This window comes from Asticcacaulis excentricus (assembly GCF_003966695.1).
GTDB classification, from domain to species: domain Bacteria; phylum Pseudomonadota; class Alphaproteobacteria; order Caulobacterales; family Caulobacteraceae; genus Asticcacaulis; species Asticcacaulis excentricus_A.
Genome location: NZ_AP018828.1, coordinates 1016761 through 1041449 on the forward strand (window position 1 = coordinate 1016761; position 24689 = coordinate 1041449).

General features: G+C 60.4%; 19 protein-coding genes. 6 read left to right on the plus strand and 13 right to left on the minus strand.

The genetic code is table 11. The annotated features are described in order from the left end of the window. Positions 1–37: 37 nt before the first annotated feature. From EM6_RS15850 to EM6_RS15860, 3 genes are all read right to left on the minus strand, one after another. Positions 38–703 (minus strand): response regulator, encoded by a 666-nt coding sequence (locus tag EM6_RS15850; protein ID WP_232037148.1) that lies wholly within the window; start codon positions 701–703, stop codon positions 38–40. A gap of 334 nt (positions 704–1037) precedes the next feature. Next, a complete protein-coding gene (locus EM6_RS15855; RefSeq protein ID WP_126424082.1) occupies positions 1038–1490 on the minus strand; it encodes a glycine zipper 2TM domain-containing protein in 453 nt (150 codons plus the stop codon). 203 nt (positions 1491–1693) lie between these two features. After that, complete coding sequence (locus EM6_RS15860; protein WP_126424083.1) at positions 1694–2134, minus strand: glycine zipper 2TM domain-containing protein; 441 nt, start codon at positions 2132–2134, stop codon at positions 1694–1696. 430 nt (positions 2135–2564) lie between these two features. Here EM6_RS15860 and EM6_RS15865 point away from each other — a divergent pair, with 430 nt between their 5' ends. Next, on the plus strand, positions 2565–4793 hold the full coding sequence (locus EM6_RS15865; protein WP_172961281.1) for a TonB-dependent receptor: 2229 nt from the start codon (positions 2565–2567) through the stop codon (positions 4791–4793). Between the two features lie 168 nt (positions 4794–4961). Here the strand turns inward: EM6_RS15865 and EM6_RS15870 are convergent, their stop codons facing one another. The 3 genes from EM6_RS15870 to EM6_RS15880 form a co-directional block, all read right to left on the minus strand. Then, positions 4962–5381: a RidA family protein gene (locus EM6_RS15870; RefSeq protein ID WP_126424084.1), complete on the minus strand. Its 420-nt coding sequence runs from the start codon at positions 5379–5381 to the stop codon at positions 4962–4964. Between the two features lie 313 nt (positions 5382–5694). Then, the gene (locus tag EM6_RS15875; RefSeq protein ID WP_126424085.1) at positions 5695–6282 is read right to left on the minus strand and encodes a TetR/AcrR family transcriptional regulator; all 588 of its coding nucleotides are present in this window, start codon (positions 6280–6282) and stop codon (positions 5695–5697) included. Positions 6283–6327: 45 nt separating this feature from the next. Continuing rightward, positions 6328–8316 carry an OPT family oligopeptide transporter gene (locus EM6_RS15880; protein ID WP_126424086.1) on the minus strand — a complete coding sequence of 663 codons (1989 nt, stop codon included), beginning with the start codon at positions 8314–8316 and terminating at the stop codon, positions 6328–6330. A 350-nt stretch (positions 8317–8666) separates the two neighbouring features. Between EM6_RS15880 and EM6_RS15885 the strand changes: the two genes are divergently transcribed. Beyond that, positions 8667–11651 carry a TonB-dependent receptor gene (locus EM6_RS15885; RefSeq protein WP_126424087.1) on the plus strand — a complete coding sequence of 995 codons (2985 nt, stop codon included), beginning with the start codon at positions 8667–8669 and terminating at the stop codon, positions 11649–11651. 265 nt (positions 11652–11916) lie between these two features. Here EM6_RS15885 and EM6_RS15890 read toward each other — a convergent pair whose 3' ends face one another. Beyond that, positions 11917–12240, minus strand: a complete 324-nt coding sequence (locus EM6_RS15890) for a hypothetical protein (RefSeq protein ID WP_126424088.1) — start codon at positions 12238–12240, stop codon at positions 11917–11919. A 393-nt stretch (positions 12241–12633) separates the two neighbouring features. Here EM6_RS15890 and EM6_RS15895 point away from each other — a divergent pair, with 393 nt between their 5' ends. After that, positions 12634–13392 carry a prephenate dehydrogenase/arogenate dehydrogenase family protein gene (locus EM6_RS15895; protein WP_232037149.1) on the plus strand — a complete coding sequence of 253 codons (759 nt, stop codon included), beginning with the start codon at positions 12634–12636 and terminating at the stop codon, positions 13390–13392. A gap of 150 nt (positions 13393–13542) precedes the next feature. Here EM6_RS15895 and EM6_RS15905 read toward each other — a convergent pair whose 3' ends face one another. Then, the gene (locus EM6_RS15905; RefSeq protein WP_197723642.1) at positions 13543–14442 is read right to left on the minus strand and encodes a LysR family transcriptional regulator; all 900 of its coding nucleotides are present in this window, start codon (positions 14440–14442) and stop codon (positions 13543–13545) included. 98 nt (positions 14443–14540) lie between these two features. On the opposite strand from EM6_RS15905, the gene EM6_RS15910 reads away from it, so the two are divergent. Next, positions 14541–15071 (plus strand): SRPBCC domain-containing protein, encoded by a 531-nt coding sequence (locus EM6_RS15910; protein ID WP_126424090.1) that lies wholly within the window; start codon positions 14541–14543, stop codon positions 15069–15071. A gap of 17 nt (positions 15072–15088) precedes the next feature. Here the strand turns inward: EM6_RS15910 and EM6_RS15915 are convergent, their stop codons facing one another. Then, positions 15089–16906, minus strand: a complete 1818-nt coding sequence (locus tag EM6_RS15915) for a cation:proton antiporter (protein ID WP_126424091.1) — start codon at positions 16904–16906, stop codon at positions 15089–15091. Between the two features lie 184 nt (positions 16907–17090). Here EM6_RS15915 and EM6_RS15920 point away from each other — a divergent pair, with 184 nt between their 5' ends. Further along, positions 17091–19220 (plus strand): M13 family metallopeptidase, encoded by a 2130-nt coding sequence (locus EM6_RS15920; RefSeq protein WP_126424092.1) that lies wholly within the window; start codon positions 17091–17093, stop codon positions 19218–19220. Positions 19221–19286: 66 nt separating this feature from the next. On the opposite strand, the gene EM6_RS15925 is transcribed toward EM6_RS15920, so the two are convergent. Next, positions 19287–19523, minus strand: a complete 237-nt coding sequence (locus EM6_RS15925; RefSeq protein ID WP_126424093.1) for a hypothetical protein — start codon at positions 19521–19523, stop codon at positions 19287–19289. 284 nt (positions 19524–19807) lie between these two features. On the opposite strand from EM6_RS15925, the gene EM6_RS15930 reads away from it, so the two are divergent. Next, complete coding sequence (locus tag EM6_RS15930) at positions 19808–20416, plus strand: TetR/AcrR family transcriptional regulator (RefSeq protein WP_126424094.1); 609 nt, start codon at positions 19808–19810, stop codon at positions 20414–20416. Between the two features lie 326 nt (positions 20417–20742). Here the strand turns inward: EM6_RS15930 and hisS are convergent, their stop codons facing one another. From hisS to prmC, 3 genes are all read right to left on the minus strand, one after another. Beyond that, complete coding sequence (gene hisS, locus EM6_RS15935; RefSeq protein WP_126424095.1) at positions 20743–22242, minus strand: histidine--tRNA ligase; 1500 nt, start codon at positions 22240–22242, stop codon at positions 20743–20745. Between the two features lie 106 nt (positions 22243–22348). Further along, positions 22349–23311: a DUF4167 domain-containing protein gene (locus EM6_RS15940; RefSeq protein ID WP_172961282.1), complete on the minus strand. Its 963-nt coding sequence runs from the start codon at positions 23309–23311 to the stop codon at positions 22349–22351. A 375-nt stretch (positions 23312–23686) separates the two neighbouring features. Next, positions 23687–24556, minus strand: coding sequence for a peptide chain release factor N(5)-glutamine methyltransferase (prmC, locus tag EM6_RS15945; protein ID WP_126424097.1), 870 nt, complete (start codon positions 24554–24556; stop codon positions 23687–23689). Positions 24557–24689: the final 133 nt, after the last annotated feature.

The following is a 24689-nucleotide window of genomic DNA, read 5'->3' on the forward strand; positions in this document are numbered from 1 at the left end:
CCGCAGGTTTGCAGGGATCACAAGCCGCCGGGCGAAACTACATGCGGATCAGGCCGCTGCGCACCGCTTCAAACACGGCTTCCGAGCGCGAATTGACCGCCAGTTTGCGATAGATGGCCTTGACGTGCGTGCCGACCGTGTGGTGCGAAATATCAAGCACACTGGCCGCTTCCTTATAGCTCAGCCCCTTGGCCAACAGCGACAGAAGCTCGATCTCGCGCGGTGTGATGCCCGGTGCATCTTCGGCCAGTTCCGGTTCGGCGACGACGGCCAGCGAGGCGTCCTTGCGGATATGGCGCAGCAGATAGGCCGCCACCGGGGCCGAAATGGGCGAGCCGCCGTTCAGGGTGTGGCGAATGCTGCCGATCAGTTCGCTCTCGGCACTGTCCTTCAGCACATAGCCGTCGGCCCCGGCCGTCAGGGCCGAAATGACCGAGGTTTCATCCCCGAACACCGTCAGGATAAGGATGCGGGTGGGCAAGCCCCGCTGACGCGCCGCCTTGATGATCTCAAGGCCGCTGCCGTCGCTGAGCCCCAGATCGAGAACGATCAGATCGGGGGCGGTATCGAGCAGGCTCAGCCCCTCCGCCACGCTCCCCGCTTCTCCGGTCAGTCGCATGTCCGGCGCCGCCTCGATCAGCGTGGCGATGTGGCGGCGAACAAAGGGATCGTCCTCGATAAGGACCAGACGGGACTCGGGCATGTAAACGAACTGTACCTGCGGGTTTTTAAATGACCTTGATATCAGGTGTAACATGCGCCCCCCCTCCTCACAATCGGGGTCACCGGTTTATGGGAGCCCCTCCCATATCGACGGTATAGCCAGGCGGAATTGTCCGTGTTTCTCTATTTATCGTGGCTCTTCCGGAAGATGGGTCACCGCGCAATCTATTTGGATGGCGTTTGAGTTATTCTCGTTTCAATTTGCCCCTATTCTTCAGTGGGCCGGTGACCCCACCGGCTCCTTTTTTATTAAGTTATACTCGCGGTTCTGCTTAAAAAAACGCCCGGCCAAAGCCGGGCGTTTTGCGTTTGTCTTAACGACGACGCGGCGTCCATTCCACAACGCGACCGTTACGGTGCGTGTAGTAGGTGCTGTAGTACGGACGTTGCGTATAGTAGGCAACCGCATAGCCCTTCGGCGCGGGCGGCGGCGCGTATTCACGGCGGTCAAACACGAAGTACTGGTTGTTCAGGCACTGCTGAACCTTGTTTTCCTTCACTTCTTCGCCGACCTGATTGCCGATCGCGCCGCCAACCACGGCCCCAAGAACGGTGCCTTCGGTCTTGTTGCCCTTGCCGGCCACGACATTGCCGACGGCAGCCCCGGCCACAGCCCCAATGATGGTGCCCTTGGTCTTGGTATTTTGCTGCTTGTGATAGCAGAAACCGTCATAGTTTTGCGCGGCGGCCGGGGTGGCGGCCACAGCGCCGAGAGCCAGGGCGGCGGCAAAGCCACCGGCGATCAGTTTTGCGGACATATGGGACATGGAAAATACTCCTTTGGATGATGCGTTGTGATCTGCACATTGTCACCGCCCGGCTGAACCGGGACTGAACAGCGGTGTTCAGGTGCGTTCAAAAAACTTCCCGGAATATTGAACAGAGCTGTGACGCAATTACGTCAAAGGGCGACGACACACAAAAAACCCGGCGCTGCGGCCGGGTTTCTCGATCAAAAACTGAGGTATTGTCAGCGACGATAACGATAATCCTCACCGTCGCGCTTCACCCAGTACGAGTTGTAATAGGGACGCTGGGTGAAATAGGCGATGCGATAGCCGTCGGGCGGCGAAGGCGGCTCATAATAGCCGCGGTCATAGACGTAATAGCGGCTATTGAGGCAGTTGGCCGAAGCCGTTTCCTTTTCCTTGTTTTTCCTGGCGACCTGATTGCCGATGACACCACCGACCACGGCCCCCAGAATCGTGCCTTCCGTCTTGTTGCCCTTACCGGCGACGACGTTGCCGAGCACGCCACCGGCGGCGGCCCCGATCACAGTGCCCTTGGTGCGGGCCGAACTGCCCTTCTGATAGCACCAGCCGTCATAGCTTTGCGCGGCGGCAGGCAAGGCCAGACCGAGGGTGGCCGCTGCCAGCAGCGCGCCAAAGGTATATTTAAGCGATCCGTTCATGATGCACCTCACTTTCCGCGGTGAGAGTGGCGCGCCGGCTCTAAGGTTTCGATGCGCGCTCGCCATCGCCCCATAAGAAAGCCGATAAGGCCAACTTGACCCTAGTGTCCTGAACCTGAAATTCGCATGCGCTTGATATCGCCCTCTGGCGAATTTCAGATTCAACAGGACACTCGCAACTTATTGTAACGAGTATCGTTTTCGAATTTGAAGTTCGCCTTGCTCTCGATATCAAAATGAAGCGAACTTCAAATTCACGATACTAGGGCATGGCCAAAAAGCCATAGTTGGAAATCAATGTTACAAAGTCGACATAGCTTCGTTGCAAAAGCGACATGCTATGCTAGCGTTAACCAAGACTCCGGGGGAACACGGGGCTACAGGGACATAAACGCTGCGGAAGGGGCAAGTTATTGCTCCGAGGACCGTCATGCACCCCATCCAATCGCGCACCGCGCGCCGTTTTTCCGCCCGTCTGGGCGGCGTCTCTTTGCTTGCCCTGACCGCGCTGGTCGGCGCGGCCCACGCCGAAGACACCCCGCCCAAGGCCGAGGATAGCGCCACGACCGAAGTCGTCGTCACCGCGTCGCGCCGTCTGGAAAAGGCCAGAGACGTGCCGGTCGCCGTGTCGTCGCTGGCGGGCACCAAGCTTGATGTCATCAATTCGTCGGGCCTCGACATCCGCGTGCTGGCGTCGCGCACGCCGTCGCTGAACGTCGAGTCGTCGTTTGGCCGCACCTTCCCGCGCTTCTACATCCGCGGTCTGGGCAATACCGACTTCGATCCCAATGCCTCGCAGCCGGTTTCCGTCGTCTATGACGATGTGGCGCTGGAAAACCCGATGCTGAAATCCTTCCCGATCTTCGACCTTGCCGCCGTCGAAGTGCTGCGCGGCCCGCAAGGCACGCTGTTCGGGCGCAACACGCCGTCGGGCGTCGTCAAGCTCAGCTCGGCCAGGCCGTCGGAGGTGTTTGGTGGCTATTACAGCGTCGCCGCCGGTAACCTCGGCACCGTCAATGCCGAAGGCGCCGTCACCGGTGGGCTGGGTAACGGCTTCTCCGGCCGCCTGTCGGGCATCATTCAGCGCCGCGACGACTGGGTGACCAACCTCGCCAACGGCAAGAAGCTGGAAGGCTACGAAGACATCGCACTGCGCGGCCAACTGCGCTACGTCAGCGGTAACTTCGAGGCCCTGCTCAACGTGCATGGCCGCACGCTGGACGGCACGCCGCGTCTGTTCCGCGCCAGCGCCATCAAGCCGGGAACCAACGATTTCAACACCGGCTTCGATGTCGAAAAGGTCCGCCTCGACAGCCCCTTCATCAGCCAGTCGCTCGATTCGTTCGGCACCAACCTGCAACTGAGCTACACCTTCGACGGCATGGGCACGCTGCACTCGATCACCGCCTACGAGCGCGCCAAGACCGAAAGCTCCGGCGATATCGACGGCGGCGTCTCGACCATCGTCGCCCCCACCCTCTACGGTACCTTCTTCCCCGTCGCCACCGGCGGCACGACCGAGCCGGAAGAGTTTTCGCAGGAACTGCGCTTTGAAACCGAGCAGTTCGGCAAGTGGCGCGGTCAGTTCGGCCTCTACTACTTCGATCAGGTCCTGAAGTATAACGAGCTGGACTACCTCAACAATGGCGACGTGCGCCACAAGAACCACGGCACCAGCTTCGCCGTCTTCGGTTCGGCGGAATACAAGGCCACCGAGGCCCTGACCCTGCGCGCCGGCCTGCGCTACACCTCGGACGAGAAGAAGGACATCGTCTGGGGCCGCGCCGTTTTCCCGGGTAAGGCCCTGCCCATCACGACCAAGGTCGATGGCGACAATGTCTCCGGCGACCTCAGCGCCACCTATGTGATCACGCCGACGCTCAACTGGTACGCCCGGTTTGCCACCGGCTATCTGGCCCCGGCGATTCAGGACCGCGTCAACTTTGGCGGCGTACCGACCACGGCCGGTGAGCAGACCACGACGTCTTACGAAACCGGCTTCAAGGGCTATGCCTTTGACAAGATGCTGCGCTACGACGTCTCGGCCTATTATTTCAAGACCAAGGACCTTCAGATCACGGCCGTCGGCGGCGCGGTCAACTCGGCCAAGCTGATCAATGCCAAGGAAGCCATCGGTCGCGGCATCGAAGCCGACCTGTCGTTTAAGCCGACGGACAACCTGCTGCTGACGGCCAGCGCCAGCTATAACGGCACCGAAATTCAGGACCCGGTGACCGCCGTGGCCACCTGTGGCTCGGGCCTGTGTACGCCGCTGGACCGCACCTATGTGTCGGGTGGCACGCGCTATGCCTATATCGACGGCAACCCCCTGCCCCAGGCGCCGGAATGGGTGGCCAACCTGACGGCTCAGTACGTCTGGCCGATGGGCGACGGCAGCCGCTTCTTCGTCTATGGCGACGTGGCCTACCGCTCGGAAATCAACTTCTTCCTCTACGAAGCGACCGAGTTCACCGGCAAGTCGTTCACCCAGACGGGCCTGCGTGGCGGTTACGTCACCAAGGGCGGTCTGGAAATCGCCGCCTATGTGCGCAACCTCGAAGACAATATCGTGGCCGAAAGCGGGATCGACTTCAACAACCTGACGGTCATGGTGTCGGAACCGCGCACCTATGGCCTCTCGCTGAAGAAGGCGTTTTAGAGCGATGTGCGGAAAAGTGTGAGCGGTTTTCCGCAAAAACATCGCGACAAAGCAAAAATTTAGATCGAAATGACGATTCCACTCAAAGTCATTTCACTCTAAGACATTCTACATAAAAGAGAAAAGGCCGGTGTTCGCACCGGCCTTTTTTATGGTTTGCGCGTCTGATTAACCCCCGTGCGGCACGTAGGCCTGAAACTCCAGTTCGACCTCCGCGCCATAGGCCAGATCACTGACGCCAAAGGCGGTCCGCACCGGCAGGCGCGTCGGGTGGAAATAGGGCTTGTACAGGCGGTTGAAGGCGCTCCAGTTGGCCATGTCCTTCATCATCACGGTCGTCTTGAACACGTGCTCCAGCCCCAGCCCGTAGCGGCGCAGGATGGCCTGCGAATTCGACATGATCTGACGCACCTGTGGCTCAAAGCCATCCACCAGCCGCCCCTGCGCATCGAGGCCGATCATGGCCGACAGGTAAAGGACGCCGCCCACCTGAACCGCTTCGGAAAAGGGCGAACGGGGGTGCGGGTGCATGTAGTAGGTGACGCCATCCGCATGGACCGGCTTCACGGGGATTTCAGGCAAACTCATGGCTTGGACTCCGGTGATGCCCGGCAGAGGCCCGCCGGGACTGTATGCAGCGATTTTGATGATCTGCGCTCGCCCTGACAAGCCCTGCACCTTTTTTTGATGCCCGATCGAGCAACAAAAAAAAACGCCCTGTCGGGACCTGACAGGGCGCTGATGGGGAATAAAAAGCGTAATGGAAATGATCAAAATACAGATACTGATGCAGAGGTATCCCCGCCCCGTATCGAGGGGTTTGATAGCGTGATCACGTTCAGGGCACAAGTAAAAATTTCACAATTTCAACCTCTTTGTGAAATTTTTCGGATAATCGCGTTCAGGCTTCAAGATAGCCATACAGGATGGCGCGGGTAATGCGCCGGTACTGTAACGTCAGGTGCTCCAGCGGCAGCAGCGGATAGACCGCATTGACGCCCCGCGCCGCATCCGCCAGCATCTGCGCCAGTTCGGCGGCGCTGTAATCGCCTTTGAGGTGCAACGCGCCTTCCGCCGCCAGCGTGTCAATAAAGGCCGCCAGATCGGCCTGAAACGCCGTGGCCAGCTCGATCATAATGTCGGTGCAGATGCGAAACACCGTCGCCTTGATCTCCAGCGCGTGCGGCGACGGCTGGATCAGACGCCAGGTATCCCCGTAACGAATATCGATCATCGTGGTAAAGATGTCCAGCACATCGCCGCCCGTCTCGCGCACGCTGTGGGCCGCGGCAAAGCACCGGTCTATCAGCTCCAGATTATGCTGGCGGAACATGGCGCGAAAGGCATCGTCCTTGTTCTCGAAATAGTTATAGAGCGTGCGGCGCGTAAACCCACAGCCCTCGGCCAGGGCTTCCATGGTCAGTTTCTGGAAGCCCCGGCTGAGGAAGGTGGTCTGTACGCGATTGAGAAGGTCCGGGCTCGGCGTCATGCTCCTACGTAACGCCTGATGGACAGGGTGACAACCGAGGCATGATTAGCCCTGTACTTTTTTCGCCGCCCCGGCGCACCAGCGATAGAGCCCGACCACGCCGGAGACGGCCAGCACCAGCGCAATGACCATCGCCGTCTCTTCGCCATAGGGGATAGGCAGGAGGGCCAGCGGGGCCTTGGAGCCGGTGAAGGTAATCACCCCGGCCAGCACAACCTTGAACAGGCTTTCGCCGACGATAAAGCCTGAGGCGATCAGCACACCCAGACGCGAGGCGGGTTCGGCCCACGGCTTACCCTGTACCAGCCGCTCAAACAGCCAGCCGCCAAAGGCCCCGACCACCACCGGCGCGGTCACCGCCGACGGCAGATAGATGGCCAGCCCCACGCCGAGCGGCGGCAGGCTGTACCTGTCGTTCGTCACCTTGCGCAGCAGCAGGTCAAAGGCCACAAGCCCGGCACCGATGGCCGCACCGGCCCCCAGCAAACCCCACGGCAGGCTGCCGCCAATGGCCCCCTTGGCCAGAGTCGAGATCAAAGTCGCCTGCGGCGCACCCAGCGGTTCGCCCGTAATGCCGCGATAGTTGGGGTCACCCGCAAACCCAAAGGCCTCATTCAGCAGATTAAGCACCAGCGGAATAACCACCGCCCCGGCGATGACGCCGATGACCAGCGCCACCTGCTGCTTCCACGGCGTCGCGCCCACCAGTTGCCCGGTCTTGAGGTCCTGAAGGTTGTCGTTACCGACCACGGCGACGGCCAGCACGAAGGTGGTGGCAAACAGGGCAAAGGCCGTCAGGGCCTGACCCACATCCGGGCCGCTGATCGTATGACCGACGGCACCAATCAGCAGGGCCGCCCCCAGCACGCTGAGGATACCAACGCCCGACACCGGCGAGTTGGACGACCCGATCAGACCGGCCATATAGCCGCACACGGCGGCGGCCAGCAGACCGGCAACGGCAAGGTAAAGCACGCCCAGCGCCACGAGGGGCAGGCTGAGGCTGGCAATGGCCGTCCCATTGAGGAAGCTCGCCATCAGGAACCCGGCCGGCACCAGCAGCAGCACCGAGATCAGGCCCACCAGCGCGATCGGCAGGTCCTGTTCTTCGCGCGGCAGGGCTTCGCCACCCGACTTGCGCTTGCGATTGGCCTCAAGCGCCGACATCAGGCCCGACCACACGGGCCCCAGCAGCTTGCCGATGGTCCAGATGGCCGCCGCCCCGATGGCCCCGGCCCCCAGATAGCGCACCTGCGTGGACCAGATGGCCCCGGCATGATCCGCTGCGCTGGCGTCAGGCATAGGCGTCATCGACGTCAGGATCGGCACGGCGATGCCCCAGGCGATGACCAGCCCGGTCAGCATGGCGATACCCACCGTAATCCCCATCAGGTGCCCGGCCCCGATCAGAGCCAGCGAGCTTTCACCGGCAATGCCCGTTGCCGCGACCTTGCCGCCGACCTTGACCTTGAAAAAGGCCGCCAGTTCCCCGGCCAGCACCTTGGCCGCCGCCAGCGCCGAATAGGCGGCCGAGGCCACGCTGCCCAGCACGACGGCCACCAGTCCGGCCCGCCCTTCGCGCGCGCCTTCGCGGGTATTGGTGCCGACCTTCAGCACTTCGGCCGCGGCCACACCTTCGGGATAGGGCAAGGGGGAGTTGGAGACCAGCGCCCGGCGCAACGGGATGGTGTACATGACGCCCAGAATGCCGCCGATGGCACAGGCGGCGAAGGTGATGAAGAAGGGCACGTCACGCCACCAGCCAATAATGATCAGGCCGGGCAGCACAAAGATCACCGAGGCCAGCGTCCCCGCCGCCGAGGCAATCGTCTGAACGATATTGTTTTCCTGGATCGTCGCCGATTTGAAGGCGCTCAAAAGCGCCATCGAAATAACCGCCGCCGGGATCGAGGTGGCAAAGGTCAGGCCGACCTGAAGCCCCAGATAGACCTGCGCCGCGGTGAAGACCAGCGTGATAAGGATACCCAGCAATACCCCGCGCAGGGTGATTTCGGTTTGGGGTTTGGGCGACATGAGCACTCCGGGCAGCCGAACACAAAAACCGTATCTTGCGCAACGGATTGCATCTGACAACCGCTTTTTTGCGCGCCCGACCGCTCGTCACGCGGGCGAAGGGATTAAATCAATCGTTTTCAATCACAATGAACACCCTCCATGTCCAAAATGTGATCAAAATTTTTCATTCATCATATTTTTAGAGGTTGCGAGCGTCTGAAAACGCCGTAATCTGGGGATGCGTCGGTCAAAACCGGCAACTTTGCGCATCTTCGATGCTCAAAGATCAAAATAACGGCTCAGGCCGCAATAAGACCTACAGGATGGCCCGCTGCGGATCGCAGCCGGGCGTGAAAAAGAGGAAACCTATGAACGTCACCATTCCGTCGCCACGGAAGGCGCATCTGTTGTGCACGTCTGCCCTGATGGGCGCGGCCCTGCTTATCGCCGCCCCGGCCTTCGCGCAGGAAGCCACGCCCGCAGCCGCCCCGGACGAGATCGAAACCGTTACCGTCACGGGCTTCCGTAGCTCGCTGAAAAGCGCTCTGAACGTCAAGAAGAACAGCGCCGCAACGATTGATTCGATCCTGGCCGAAGATGTGGGCAAGTTTCCGGACTCCAACCTTGCCGAGTCGATGCAACGCATCCCCGGCGTCACGCTGTCGCGCGGCGACGGCGGTGAAGGCCGCAATATTTCGGTACGGGGCCTTGGGCCACAATATACCCGCGTGCGTCTGAACGGTATGGAAGGCGCGGCGCAGTCCGGTTCCGCCGACATCTACGGCGCGGGCAATAACGGTCGCAGCTTCGACTTCAACATCTTCCCGTCGGAAATCTTCTCGTCTCTGGCGGCGCGCAAGACTGCCTCGGCGGACGTCGAAGAAGGTTCACTGGGGGCGACGGTTGACCTGCGCGCGCCCAAGCCGTTCGACTACAGCAAATCGGAAGTGTTCAGCTTCTCGGCCAAGGGCACCTATAACGAACTGGCCAAAAAGACCGATCCGCGCCTGACGCTGCTGGCTTCCAAAAAGTTCGCTGATGGTACCTTCGGTATCCTCGGCACCCTCACCTATCAGGAAAAGCATACGCGCGAAGTCGGTTACTCCGCCGTGGACATCCTGTCGGCCAACACCAATGGCCTTACGGTCGATGGTGTGGTGCACCCCTTCTGCACACCCATTGGTTACCCAACGACCAGCCCTTCGCCGACGGCTCAGGCCGCCAAAGGGGCGACGGCGACCATGTGTTCCACCAACAACCCACGCACCTCTACGGTGGCCGCTTACAATGCGGTGGCCAATTTACGCCGCGCTGACCTTCCGAATACACCAGGTTCCGGCGCGTTCTTGCCGCGCATTCCGCGTTACGTGAATTCGGAACAGGACACTGAGCGTCTGGGCGGCAGCCTGACCTTCCAGTGGCGCCCCGATGCCAATACGGACGTGTCGCTGGACGTGCTCTATTCCAAATTCGATGTCGAACGGCGTGACAACTATATCGCCGGCCTGTCGCTGGCGCGTAACGTCGGCAATAACGGTCAACCGATGGTCTCGGTTAAGGACATGCAGTTCAAATCGAACGGCTCGCTGCTGTACGGCCTGTTTGACGGCATGGACGTGCGCTCCGAAGGTCTGGTCGATGTCTTCACCTCGGAATTCACGCAGGTGAACCTGAACGCGCGTCACCGCATCAACGAACGCTTCGAAGTCACGGGCTTTATTGGCAAATCGACCTCGACCTGGGACGGCCCGATGCGCCTGCAAACCTTCATTGACGCTATCGATGTCGATAACTTCTCCATCGACTATCGCGGTGGCGGCACGACCCCGGTCATCAATTTCGGCATCGATGTTTCCAATCCGGCGAACTTCGCCTACGCCCCCGGACAGTCGGACGGTACAGTCACCGGCGGCTTCTCGGTTCAGGGTAAGCCACAGTGGAACACTACCGACATCACCACCATCAACCTGGATGGCAAATACGACGCGACCGACTCGATCACGGTCAAGTTCGGGGTGCAGTACCGCGAAAACGACTTCAATTCGCGCTCTCTGAACCTCATCCCCACTCAGGTGGCCGTCACCGCCCTGCCCGCCGGCGTCACCCTGGCCAGCCTGACCAAGCAGATCACCGGGGTCAACGATCTGTGGGGCAATGGCGCTCCGGCAAGCTGGGTGGCCATCGACTCGGCCAAATGGCGTGAGGCCTTCAAGTTCGATTCGCTGCAATATTGCGGCATCGAATGCGGCGCCCCGCAGTCACAGATCAAGGAAACGGTCCGCAGCAGCTACATCATGGCCGAATTCAATTCGGACTCTTGGCTGCCCGTGCCTGTGCGCGGCGATGTCGGCGTGCGTTCGGTCTATACGAAGCAGTTTGCGGTCGGCCATATCGCCGCCACAGCGCCCGCGGGCTCACAATACCCGACGCGCGGCGTTCGCAATCAGGTCGAGCGCGAATATCACGACATTCTGCCGTCAGCGAACATCGTATTTGAGCTGAAGCCGGACCTTCTGGCGCGTTTCTCGGCCGCCAAGGTGATGACCCGTCCGGAACTGGGGAACCTCACCCCCTCCAGCGGCGTGACCTTCACCACCCGCACGGGGACGATCAACAACCCTTATCTCGAACCGATCCGCGCCACGACCTTTGATGCGGCTCTGGAATGGTACTTCCGCCCCGGCTCTATGGTGTCGGTCGGTTATTTCCATAAGGACATCAAGACCTTTATCCAACGCATAAATCAGACCGTTCCCTACAACGAACTGGGTCTGCCGCTGGAGTTGCTGGTGGGCAATGCGTCCGGTGCCTCAGCGACCGACCTGTTCAACGTGGCGCGCTTCGTGAATACACCGGGTGGCCCGTTGAAGGGCATCGAACTGAACCTTCAGGCCGACCTCGACTTCCTGCCGGGCTTCTGGAGTCACTTCGGCGTGCTGGCCAACTACACGCACATTACGTCGGAGATCAATTACGTCCTGAGCAGCTCGCCCACGGGTGTTCCGCTGACGTCAACGACCAACGACCTGAACAACCTGTCGCGTGAATCGGCGTCCGGCACCCTTTACTGGGAAAATGACAAGTTCAGCGTGCGCAGCACGGCCTCTTATCGCGGCAAGTATATCCGCGCCATCCCGGCGTCTGCGGGCAGCGACCTGCAAGGCAATGACGATACCCTGTATGTGGATGCCTCGGCCTCCTATCAGGTCACCGATCGCCTGAAGCTGTCGCTCGAAGCGCAAAACCTGACCGATGAGCAAAACCGTCTCTATATCGACTCGAACCGTCAGGACACGCTGTTTGAAACCCGTATCGGGCGGACGGTCACCTTCGGTCTGACCTATAAGTATTAGAGCGGAATGATTTCTAATGGAATCATTCCGCTCAAGCCGCCATTGAGGCGGCGGCCAAGGCGGCGCATCCGTCGCCCGGCGAGGGGCTAAACAAAATTTAGATCATTATGTTCCTACCAGAAATCATAATGATCTAAAGCTTATGCCGGTGCGGTTTCGACTGCACCGGCCCCCGTTTCAGAGGCGTGACTCTCCGGGCACGCAAAAACTACCCGCGTCAGTCATGACGCGGGTTTCTTTTTGGGCGCGGGTTTTCTTCTGAACATCAACCGCTTTTGGACACGTCCTTAAGCTCGGCCTCAAGCGCCGCCGGCTGTCCCTCTTCGCGCACCTTGCCGTCATCAAAGATTTTGCCGATGATGTGACGATACTCTTTATACTGGCGCAGCTCGTGGGCGGCAGCCATCTTCTCGGCCCATGAGGTGTCGTCGCGCCCCAGATGGCGCAGGACCGCCTGAAAGCGCAGATAGCGTTCGTGCCGGTTGCGCTCCGCCGTCTGTTCGGCCAGCCACAGCACCGCCCAGGCGATCACAATGAGCGGCAGCACCAGAAGTCCCCACCCGATCATGTCCTGAACCGTCACCAGCATACGCACCTCTCTCAGTTTTAAGGCCTCACCATACGCTTAAGGGATGCCCGACCCAAGCCCTTGCGCCAAAAAGACGAACCCGGATCACCCTCATGGTTTTCTCCAACTCAGACACCACATCTGCGCCACGCGACAAGACGTTATGAAATCAAACGTTTAGTATTGTTTGAAACCGGATTTTATGTTGTTGCATTGGCAACCTTTTTTATTTGTGTCATAGGAAACTTTCTGGCAATTTTTTGCCATACTGTGCAAAATCATTGCACACAAAACCCTCAAAACAGCAAATTCCGTCTAATTACACCGCTAAAGCGCGTTTATTCTCGCCGCGTCGGCGTGAACGTGCTAACTGCCCTGCCTTTCAAAAGACCAGAACTAAAAGCGGCGCAGACAGTGAAACAGGTTCATAAACTCGGATTGTTCGGGCTGGGGGCCTTCGGGCGGCTGATCGTGCGTCATCTGGCGCCCTATTTCGACATTCTGGCCTGCGACCCTTCGCCTGAGGCGAAAGCCTACGCCAAACGTCACAATGTCTCGCTGGTGTCGCTCGAAGAAGCGGCGGCCTGTCAGGTGGTCATCCTCGCCACGCCTATCCGCACGCTGAAGGACCTGGCGGCAAAGATCGCGCCGCACGTCCCCCTCAATGGTCTGGTCATCGACGTAGGTTCGGTCAAGGTCAAGCCGGCGGCCTGGCTTCAGGAAGTGCTGCCGCCGCAGGTATCTATCCTCTGCACCCACCCTTTGTTCGGGCCGCAATCGGCGCGCTACGGCATCCACGATATGGAAATCGTCGTCTGCCCGGTGCGCGTGCGGCACCTGAACCCGATTGTGCGCTTTCTCGAAAAGACGCTGGACCTGAAGGTCTCCATCGCCACGCCGGAAATCCACGATCGCGCTTTGGCCGCGGTGCAGGGCCTGACCCACATGATTGCCAAGGTCTTAAGCGGCCTTGAGCCTCTGCCACGTGTGCACACCACGCGCTCCTACGACCTGATGATGCAGGGGGTCGGTCTGGTGCAGGGCGATTCCGACGAGCTGTTTATGTCGATCGAGCGCGATAATCCGTTCGCGTCCGAAATCCGCAAGCGCTTCTTTGCCGAGATCGACAGCCTGCGTGATCGCCTTGAGGCCCACGGACGCGAAACGGATTAATTCCGGCTTTTCCGCCGTCGCCAAGCGACGGCTTTGGCCGTTCGCGTCCGAAATCCGCAAGCGCTTCTTTGCCGAGATCGACAGCCTGCGTGAACGACTGGAAGCGCATGGACGCGAAACGGATTAACCTATTTCAGGCATGCTGTTTATTCACGCGGACCTGATTATTTCTGCAATTTTTTCACGTAGCCAGATATGGGCAGGATCGCCCTGAAGCCGTTCGTGCCATACCAAAATTTTGGTAAAGCCCGGCACAGCAACGGGGGGCGTTTGGACGAGGAAGTCAGTGGTATCGGTCACCAAGCGCCCCGGAACGGTGGCCACCAGATCTGAATGTCTGACGAGATCAATCAAAAGGAGAAAACTGGGTACGGCGGCAACGACGTGTCTTTTTCGACCTATGCGGGCAAGTGCAGCATCTATGACACCTGTGAATTTAGACCCATCATGCGACATAAGCGCATGATTCGCAGAGCAAAATTGCTCAACATCCAGCGGTCCAGAGCCCGTTGGATGTCCCTTCCGCCTGATGGTAACGTAGGTCTCATCAAAAAGCTTGCGGCTCCGGAGGGCTTCACTGGCCATTTCCTGCGTGATGAAAGCCATATCGAGACTTCCATTTTCCAGTTGATGGTTCAGACTGTCGAGGTCCACCGGCTTTGCCGAGACCCGTATATGTGGCGCTTCTTTACGTAAAATAGCCATAAAAGGTGAGAGCACAGCCTTTAGTGCGTAATCGGTCGCCGCGACGTTGATCGTCAGTGTTGCATTGGCTGGAATAAATGCCTCGGGCTTCAGCAGCCTTTCAATATCAAACAAAGCGCGCCTCACAGGACCGGCAAGTGCCTCGGCTCTGGGGGTTGGCAGTATGCCTCTCTGCGCTCGGACAAAAAGCGGTTCGCCAAAAGCATCCTTTAAGCGGGGTAGCATCTGGCTGACTGCCGGCTGTGACAATCCCAGACGCTCCGCTGCGCGTGTAACGGAGCGGGTGTCCATCAGGGCGTCGAAAGCCTTCAAAAGATTTAGGTCAAGATTTCTGATATTGGTCAATATAATATCAAATATATGCAAAGGAAATTTTACTTATACCATAAAATCGCAAATGCTCCAGCCTTCACTATCGAAACCTCATCAAAAGAGATTGCTGAATGAGCGAGATTATTTGGCCCGAAGGCTATGTGCCCGGCTTTACAGACAACTACTGCTCCAACGAAGTCATCACCGCAGGCCTTACTGCGGAAGACATCTGGCCCTTTTTAAACACGCCTTCATACTGGCCGACCTACTATCGTAATTGTGCTGACATCTGCCTGAACGAGAGCGAAGGACCGGAACTTGAAAACGGTTCATCCTTCTCTTTCACCACCTTCGGATTTCCAGTGAATGCACAGGTCGTTGAACATGTTTCTCCCATACTGGGCCAGGCCGTTCGTTTGGCATGGCATGGCTGGTCAGGTGAGGAAGGAACTACCACACGGCTCGACGTCCATCATGCCTGGTTGATTGAAGACCTGTCCGGGGGCAGGGTTCGCATCTTAACTCAAGAGACTCAAAACGGTGTGCCCGCTCAAGAACTGGCCAAAGCTGTGCCTAACCCCATGATCAACGGGCATCAGGAATGGCTCGATGGACTTGTCCAAGCTGCCCGCAGATACAGAGATCAACGCCTAAAGGCATAGTCATGCGAACCTGCGCACTATGCCTGCTTTGATCGCAGGGTGGTGCGCAGGATGCGCGGGACGCGGCCGTCAGGGGCGTATTTGAGCAGGTCCTGACGGAATTCATCGCGCTTTTCATGCACCGAAGCCAGCACCAGCCCCATCGGTACGCCCAGATCTACCAGCGTATTTTCCGCCAGTTGCAACGAGGCCTCGATGGTTTCCGGCACGGCGTCGGTCACGCCCAGTCCGTAGAGTTTTTCGGCGTGGTTGGCGTCACGCGCACGGGCGATCAGGCCGACATCCTGACGCACCTGACGCACGGCGGTGACCACAGTGTCGGTAAAGGCCGCATTTGACACCGTGACCACCACGGCGCGCACATTGTCGATGCCCATGCGGTGCAGCATGTCTGGGTGCGAGGCGTCACCGTACCAGGCTTCGACCCCGTCCTTACGCGCCCGTGACGCCACCCGCGCATTGGCGTCGATCACAGCAAATGAGATGTCGTGACGGCGCAGCATGTCGGCCACAAGCTCACCCACGCGGCCATAGCCGACCACCAGCACATCGACCTGTTCGGAGACGTGCGCCGGGGCGACGCTGGTCGCCACCTCCGCCGCTGCGGTCTTGCGGTTGAAGCGTGCCCCGATCCCGGCCAGCAGCGGCACCAGGAACATGCTGACAATGGCCGAGACGATCACCGCGTGACCAAAACCAACCGGCACCAGCTTGCGACCCACGGCCTCATCAATAATCACGAAGGCAAATTCCCCGGCAGGCGCCAGCACCAGCGCCGCCTCTACCGCCCCGCGCCAGCTCAAGCCAAAGCCGCGCGCCAGAGGGGCCACGACGGCCACCTTCAGCAGGATCAGGCCGAGCGTCAGGCCCAGTACCAGCACGGGCTCAGACATCACCGCCGCAAAGTCGAGACGCGCCCCCACCGTCACGAAGAACAGGCCCAGCAGCAGGCCCTTGAATGGTTCCACCATCATTTCGATTTCGCGGCGATACTCGGTTTCGGCCAGCAGCACCCCGGCGATAAACGCCCCCAGCCCCATGCTTAGCCCCGACCACACAGCCAGTTGCCCGGAGACCAGCACGACGAGGAAACAGGCGGCCATAAACAGTTCCGCGCTCTTGGCCATGGCCGCCGAACGGAACAGCGGCCGCATCAGAAGACGTCCGCCGATGACCAGCAGCGCCATCGCCACCACCGCCGGGATGAGGGTCAAAAGCCCGCTGATGCCGAACGAACTGCCGCCCGACGCCAGCACCACCACCGTGATCAGTATGGGGGCCACCGCGAGATCCTGCGCCAGCAGGACGGCAAACACGCTGCGCCCGGTCGGCGAATTGAGACGCTTGCGTTCGGCCAGAACCGGCATGACCATGGCCGTGGACGACAGGGCCAGCCCCATGCCAACGGCCACCGCCCCGCCGAGGCTGCGCCCGATCAGCAGGAACAGGCCGGTCAGGACGGCCGCACTGAGCACGATCTGAAGCACGCCCAGACCAAAGACCATGCGACGCAGCGCCTTCAGACGCTCCCAGGTCAGCTCCAGCCCAATGGAGAACAGCAGGAAGACGACGCCCAGCTCCGCCAGTTGATGCACGTCCTGCGTCTGCGAAATCGTGAAGACCGACAGAAAGGGCACCAGGTCTTCAAGCCGCCCCAGACCGAAAGGCCCCAGAAGCGCACCGACCAGCAGAAAACCCAGAACCGGCGACACGCGAAAACGCAGGAAGAAGGGCACGAATACCGCCGCGGCTATCAGAAAGGCGATCCCCGACGATGACGTGCCGGCGTGCGCAACCTGCTGCGCGCTGCCTTCAGGCAGAAGATTCGTCACCAAGGCGATTTTCCCTCATCTCAAAACAACCGATTTCCCTTGTCGGTCAAGGTGACCCATGCCACGCGATTATGAAAGAAAATTTATGAGACGCGGGGCAAAAAATGCGCCATCTTACCGTCTCGTTGCAAATGAACCCATCTGCCAACCAAAAACCGCAACCGCCTCCCCTATTTCCGGAAACACCATGCGTAAAACTATCCTGCTGACCACGGCCCTTTCGCTCAGCCTCTTCACGGCGGCGGCGCAGGCCGAAGATCGTACCTGCCTCGACGATCACTGCTTCCTGCAAAGCCTCTCCTCCCTCGATGCACTGGGCCTGAAAGCGGACACTCTGACCGGCGGGAATACGGGTTCCGACTCGACCGTCGCCCAGACCTTTGGCACTTGGGGCTTTGATGTGAAGGGCATGGATACCTCGGTCAATCCGGGTGACAACTTCTTCCGCTACGCCAATGGCAAGGCCATCGACGCCATCGTCATTCCGTCCGACCGCACCTCTTACGGGGCCTTCGCGGCGCTGCGCAACCTGTCGGACAACCGTCTGAAGGCGATCATCGACGAACTGTCGGCCAAGCCCGGCCTGACCGGCGACGACAAGAAGATTGCCGACCTCTATAACTCGATGATGGATGTAAGCACGCGCAACGCGCTCGACATCGCGCCGCTGGCCCCCAGCCTGACAAAAATCCGCGCCATCAAGACCAAGTCCGACATGGCCGCCTATATGGGCGGCGTCATGGGGCAATTCGGTTCGTCCGTCTTCGCGCCGGCTATCTTCGACGACCAGAAGAACCCGCAAATCAACATCCTCTATATGTTCCAGTCGGGCCTGACCCTGCCTGACCGCAACTACTATCTGGAAGACAGCTTCAAGGAAAAGAAGGCGCTTTACGAAGCCTATGTGACCGACGTGCTGCGCATGGTCGGCTATCCGGACGCGGCCAAGACGGCCAAGGACATCGTGGCCTTTGAAACCGAGATCGCCAAGGTGTCGTGGACGCGCATCGAAAGCCGTGACGACGACAAGACCTATAACCCGATGACGGCCAAAGAGATCGCCGCCTTCGCGCCGGGCTTTGACTTCCCCACCTTCTTCAAGGCGGCCAAGCTCGACAAGGCGAAGAAGATCGTCGTCGCCCAGAACACCGCCTTCCCCAAGATCGCCAAGGTCTATGCCGACACGCCGCTGGAGACGATCAAGGCATGGCAGACCTTCAAAACGGTCAATGAGGCCGCGCCCTACCTGTCCGAGCGTTTCTCGACCCGCGCCTGGGAGTTCAATTCGCGCGACCTGTCCGGTGCCAAGGCGCAGCGTCCGCTGTGGAAGCGCGCCATTTCGGTAACCGAAGGCGCTTTGGGTGAAGCGCTGGGCAAGGCCTATGTCGAACGCTACTTCCCCGCCGAGTCCAAGACCATGATGGAAAAGCTGGTGGCGGACCTCAAGACCGCCATGGGCAAGCGTATCGACGGCCTCGACTGGATGAGTGCCGAAACCAAGGCCAAGGCGCACGAAAAGCTCGGCAAGTTCGGCGTCAAGATCGGCTATCCGGACAAGTGGAAGGACTATTCCGGCTTGGAGATCAAGGCCGGCGACCTGTTCGGTAACATCACCCGTAACGGTGAGTTCGAATGGGCCGACAGCCTGAACAAGCTGGACAAGCCGGTCGATCCGCTGGAATGGGGCATGACGCCGCAAACGGTCAATGCCTACTATTCGCCGACTCGTAACGAGATCGTCTTCCCGGCCGCCATCCTGCAACCGCCCTTCTTCGATCCGAAGGCCGATGCGGCGGTCAATTACGGCGCCATCGGCGGCGTGATCGGCCACGAAATCACGCACGGCTTCGACGATCAGGGCCGCAAATCAGACGGCGACGGCGTGCTGCGCGACTGGTGGACGGCCGAAGACGCGGCCAAGTTCGACGCCAAGGCCAAGGTCTTCGGCGCGCAGTACGACACCTATGAGCCCGTTCCGGGCGCCAAGGTGCAGGGCGGCCTGACCATGGGCGAAAACATCGCTGACCTGGGTGGCGTGCTGATGGGCCTGACCGCCTATCGCCTGTCGCATCCGGACGGCGGCCCGGTGCTGGACGGCTTCACCGGCGATCAGCGCGTCTTCTTCGGCTTTGCCGGCGTCTGGGCCTCCAAGTACCGCGAAGACGCCATCCGTCAGCAGGTGGTGTCCGACCCGCACTCGCCGGCGGAATTCCGCGTCATCGGCCCGATGCGTAATATTGACGACTGGTACAAGGCCTTCGGCGTCACCAGCGGCAAGTATTACCTGAAGCCGGAAGACCGCGTCCGCATCTGGTAAGCCGCATCGCTCAGCCCGATCTGAAAGCCCTTCGGTTCACACCGGAGGGCTTTTTCGTGTTGGGTATCAATCCTTATTGGGGAAGCAAATGCCCGCGATGCGCAGCACGGCCCCGACGGCCAGCAGGAAGCCGCCGATCTCGGCCTGATGGGCGTAGCGGGTGAAGTGACCGGCCATCTCGTTGGCATAAGAAACGCCACCCTGCAACTGACCCAGCACAATATAGATCATCACCAGCGGCGCAAAGGCCAGCGCGCCACCCAGTACCATCATTGTGCGCGAAGACGATTTAAAACGAACCATGACGAACACCCTTCGTCTGAATATCCGCGCCCTGAACGACCCGCGCGTGGGGTAGAAATCTGATGAGGTATGGGCGGAACCGGGGGACACCGGCCCCGCCCTTTCCCCTCCGGAGCGGAACTCCGCCCCCGGAGTATTCCGATCCGATCCATGAACAGCGCTTTCGCGTGGGGACATGATGTGCTATGAACGCCGTTCACAATTGTGTTGTCGCATAGTTTTGAACATTGTTCAATATTAAAATGAACGTCGTTCAAATTTTTTATCGTCAGGTTCCGAGTAGAATGTCCAACGCCCCCACCGCTACGACCCGCCGCCGCGAAGCTCAGTTCGAAGCGTTGATGCAATCCGCCGAAAAACGCATCTGCGAAAACGGCGTGGGCGCGCTCAAGGCGCGCGAACTGGCGGCAGACATCGGCGTGGCGCTGGGGGGACTTTATAATATCGTCGCCGATATGGACGACCTGATGCTGCGACTGGCGCAACGTACCATGGTCAGGCTGGATGCGGCGCTGGAGGCCGGCGCGGCCTCAGCCGCGGCCGAGCGTCCCGTCGAGGTACTGGAAGGCATTGCCCTGGCCTATTACGACTTTGCGCGGCAGAATCTTCAGCTTTGGCGCGCCCTGTTTGAAATGCGGCTGAAAAATCCCGCCCTGCCCGAATGGAATATTCAGGCGCAACTGGGCCTGTTTCGACATATGAACGCGCCAATGACCGCGCTTATGCCTGCGGCGTCTGAGGCCGAACGCATACTGGTGGCGCGCACCCTGTTTTCTGCGGTGCACGGCATTGTGTTTGTCGGGTTGGAGGAGCGATTGATCGCCGTGCCGCAAGAGGCGCTGGCCCAGCAAATCCGCTGGCTGGTACGCGCCGCGTGCAAGGACCTGAAATAAGAGAAATTGACATCGACGTCAAAACTGGCGTTTCGCCAGCTCTGGAAACAACAAACGAAAAGAGGCCCGGCATGGGGGATAAGCAATGCCGGGCCTCTTTCCTTGTTAAGCAGGCGTTTCCTCCCCGAAACGCCGGGAACTGACTTCATCTCTCTGGCGAAGTTCCGTTCTCTTGAGACGGAGAAAACAGTTTTTTTGGGGCCGTGTCAACGCTTTTATTACGTGGTGTCAAAAATAATTCCAACTAACGCAGTTGTGTCAAAAACCCTAAGAAGGGTTAACGTTTTTTGACAGCGCTGACACAGATTGCCGTTGCGTAAATTTATTTACGCATTCACTATGGATTTCAGATGCTTAATGGCCTCAGCGCGGGGCAATGTTACCTGACCCGGACGCGCCTCACGCCATTCTTTGTTATCCGTGATTTGTGTGGCCAAAAGCCGCCCTTGATCCAGATCCTTGATCGTAACGGTATTATTTGCCAGCTCATCGCCACCCAGCATGACGACGGCCGGGGATAAACGGCGATCAGCGTACTTCATCTGAGCCTTCATGCCCGAACGACCGAGGTAAACTTCGACCGCCAGACCCGCCGCGCGGATGTCCGCCGCCAGTCGGAAATACTCACCCATGTCCGATTCGGAGAAGGCGATGATGACGATGGGCCCGCGCACGGGTTGGATCGCGCCCTCTTCGGCCAGAGCGAGCGCCGCCGCCAGACGCGACACGCCGAACGAGAAGCCGGTCGCCGGGACGCGCTCCCCGGTGAAGCGCGCCACAAGATCGTCATAGCGCCCGCCGCCCCCGACCGAGCCGAAGCGCACAAGATTGCCCTTCTCGTCGCGGGTTTCCATCAACAGTTCGGCCTCGAACACCGGCCCGGTATAGTATTCCAGCCCGCGCACGATGGACGGATCGAAAATGGCTTCGGCCTCTGAGACGCCCAGCCCGGCCAGCGCCATCGAAATACGCGACAGGTCCTCAAGACCCGCCTGCCCTTCCGGCGAATCCGCCAACACCGCCGCCAGTTTTTCCAGAACGGCCCCGCGCTCGGCCTGACCGCCCGCGCTGTCGCGGCCCGCGGCCACAAAGCCCAGCACCGCCGCAATGGCCTTGTCGCTGAGCCCCGCGCCCTTGGTGAAGTCGCCCGACTCGTCCTTGCGCCCGCCGCCCAGCAGCAACTCAACGCCTTCAAGGCCCAGACGGTCCAGCTTGTCGATGGCGCGCAGCACGCCCATCTGCTGCGCCGGAGAGTCGGCCCCCAGCGCGCTCAGCAGACCATTAAGTAGCTTGCGGTTATTGATCTTGAGCACGGTCGGCAGGTTATTGGCGCGGAACCCGGCCACGGCCAGGGCGATGATTTCCGCATCGGCTTCCGGACGGTCGGTACCCACCGTATCGGCGTCGCACTGCATGAATTCGCGCAAACGGCCCGGTCCCGGCTTTTCATTGCGCCACACCGGCCCGAAGGCGTAACGACGGAAGGGCTTGGGCAGGCTGTCCCAGTTCTGCGCCGCAAAGCGGGCCAGCGGGGCGGTGTGGTCGTAGCGCAGCGCCATCCACTGATCATCGTCGTCCTGCAACGCGAAGACGCCGACATTGGGACGGTCGGCGTCGGGCAGGAACTTGCCCAACGCATCGGCATATTCAAAGGCCGAGGTTTGCAGCGCTTCGAAGCCAAAGGACTCATAGACTTCCGAGACCCTGGCGATCAGGCGGCGTTCCACCGCGATCTGCGCGGCACGCTTGTCGGCAAAGCCACGCGGCGCGCGCGCTTCAGGACGAAATTCGGTAAATTCAGCGGGATTGGGGGCGTTTTCGGTCATGCTGCGCGATTAAAGCAAACAGGCGGCAGAGACAAGGGAGGAGTGCGTTACGAAAAAGCGCCCCGGAAGGTCCGGAGCGCTTTTTATCTTAGGGTTGGCGGGATGTTTAAGCCTCGGCCTCTTCCGACTTCTTGCGGCGGGTGCGGCGCTTGGGCGCTTCGCCCTCTTCCGCTACCGTTTCCGGGACTTCGGCGGCGGCCACCGGCACCGGGACGCGCAGAAAGGCCGGCAGGTGGCTGGTGTCGGCAGCGGCGTCGCTTTCGACCACACGACGACGGCCGCGACCGCGGGCTTCCGGCTGAGCCTCGGCCACTGGCGCTTCGGGCGCAGGGGCGATCGGGGCCGCTTGCGGGGTGACCACGTCAAAGCCCGCCACTTCGGCCGGCGCAGATCCGCCGTTGAGCGGTTCGGTCGAAGCGATCGGACCGGAGGTGACGGAAACCTCCTGCTCGCTCAGGCGCTGCTGACGGCGGCGCTCATAGCGTTCACGGCGGCTTTCGCGGCGCGGGCGGTCATCACCATTGTCGCCACGCTCGGCGTAGGCGCGGTCACGGTCGCCGCCATTGCGATCGCGGTCATTGCGGTCATTGCGCTCGCCGCGGTCTCTGTCGCGGTCACGGTCACGGTCACGGTCACGATCGCGGTCGCGATTGCGGTCACGGTCCCTGTCGCGATCCCGGCGGTTGTCATAACGCGGCTGATCGCCTTCGCCGCCCTCGGACTCAGCGGTTTCGCCCTCGGTTTCGGTTGTCTCGACCTCGGTATCGAGGTCCTCATCGAAGTCGAAGCCCGTCGAGAACGGATCACGTTGCAGGAATTCCGAAACCGGACGCTGCGGCTGCATCTGACGGATCAGGCGGAAATAGTGTTCGGCGTGCTGGAGGTAGTTTTCGGCCAGCACCCGGTCGCCCGACGAATTGGCGTCGCGGGCCAGTTGCTGATACTTTTCGTAGATGGTCTGCGCGTTGCCGCGCACCTTCGCCCCGTCCGGCCCGTTCGATTCGTAGGCGCGATTGGGGTTGTTCTGATTACCAGAGGGCTTGCGATTACGGCTGCGTTGCCGTTTCATACCCCGAAAATCTTTCATGCGATGTAACCGTTTAGGGCAAGGCCCCGCTGGAATGAGGCGCGGGGCGAATCTGTTTATGTGCCGCAGGCCCTGTTTGCCATATGCCGCAGGGCCTTAGATGAAGTGCCGGGTTTGCGTGTTGGTGTGTGCCGTTTTCAGGGGTTCACGCTGTGGCCTGCACCGGGCTTTGCCCCCCCTACGCAGGCGCTCAGGTTTCCGCCTATGGGCACAGCGTTTTCGACTGTGCATGATCTCGGAAGCGGCGAAAGCCGTCCGGTAATCCGTCCACAATGGCAGGAGACTGTGCAGTGTTAGCGCCAAAACCGCCCGTTTCCAAGAGAAATTTTCAGAAACGGACGGTTTTCAACGGTCTGTCTATTGCATGACGAGCTTCTGACCGACGACGATGCGCGGCAGGTCAGACAGGTCCTTAAAGGTCAACACGTTGAAAAAGCCCGCTTTTTTCATCAGGTCTTCGACCGCGGCCGACTGATCATAGCCAATTTCCACCCACGCCGTGCCACCGGCCTTGAGGATGCGGAAGGCTTCCGGGATCATCTCGACATAGGCATCAAGGCCCGATTCGCCGCCATCCAGCGCCAGATGCGGGTCGTGATCGCGCACTTCGGGATCAAGCGTCGGGATGACGTCGCTGCGGATATAGGGCGGGTTGGAGGCGACGAAATCGAAGCTGGCATCGGCCAGCCCTGCGCCCCACGAGGTGCGCAGGAAGGCCGCGCGCCCGTCGAGGCCGAGATTGGCGGCATTGTCGCGCGCCACGGCCAAGGCCTCTTCGGAGACATCGGTGCCAAGGCCCTTGGCCGCCGGACGCTCAGACAGGACCGACAGCAGGATGGCGCCCGACCCGACGCCGAGATCGGCCAGCGTAAAGGCCTGCCCCTCCTCCGTCGTCTTGAGGATCATATCGACGATGCACTCAGTCTCCGGACGCGGCACCAGCACGGCGGGCGTCAAGTCGAGCAGCAGCTTCCAGAAGCCCTTGCGGCCCAGAATACGCGCCACCGGCACGCGCTTTTCGCGGCGGGTCAGATAATCATCCAGCGTCGCCTTCTGCTCCGCCGTCAGCAGCTTGTACGGATCGGTCAGGATATCGGTGCGCGTATAGCCGGTCGCCGCCTCCAGCAGCAACCGGGCGTCGATGGCCGGCGAGTCGATATGGGCGGCCTTCAGGCGGGTCTGGGCACCCTTCCAGGCGGAAACAAGAGTCAGGTCAGTATCGGTCATATAGAGCCTCCCCCTCTCCCTGAGGGAGAGGGTTGGGGTGAGGGGGGCGTTCAGAAATGAGGGTGCGAGGTTATCCCCCTCACCCGGCGCGTACCGCGCCATCCTCTCCCTCAGGGAGAGGGGGAGGGAAAAC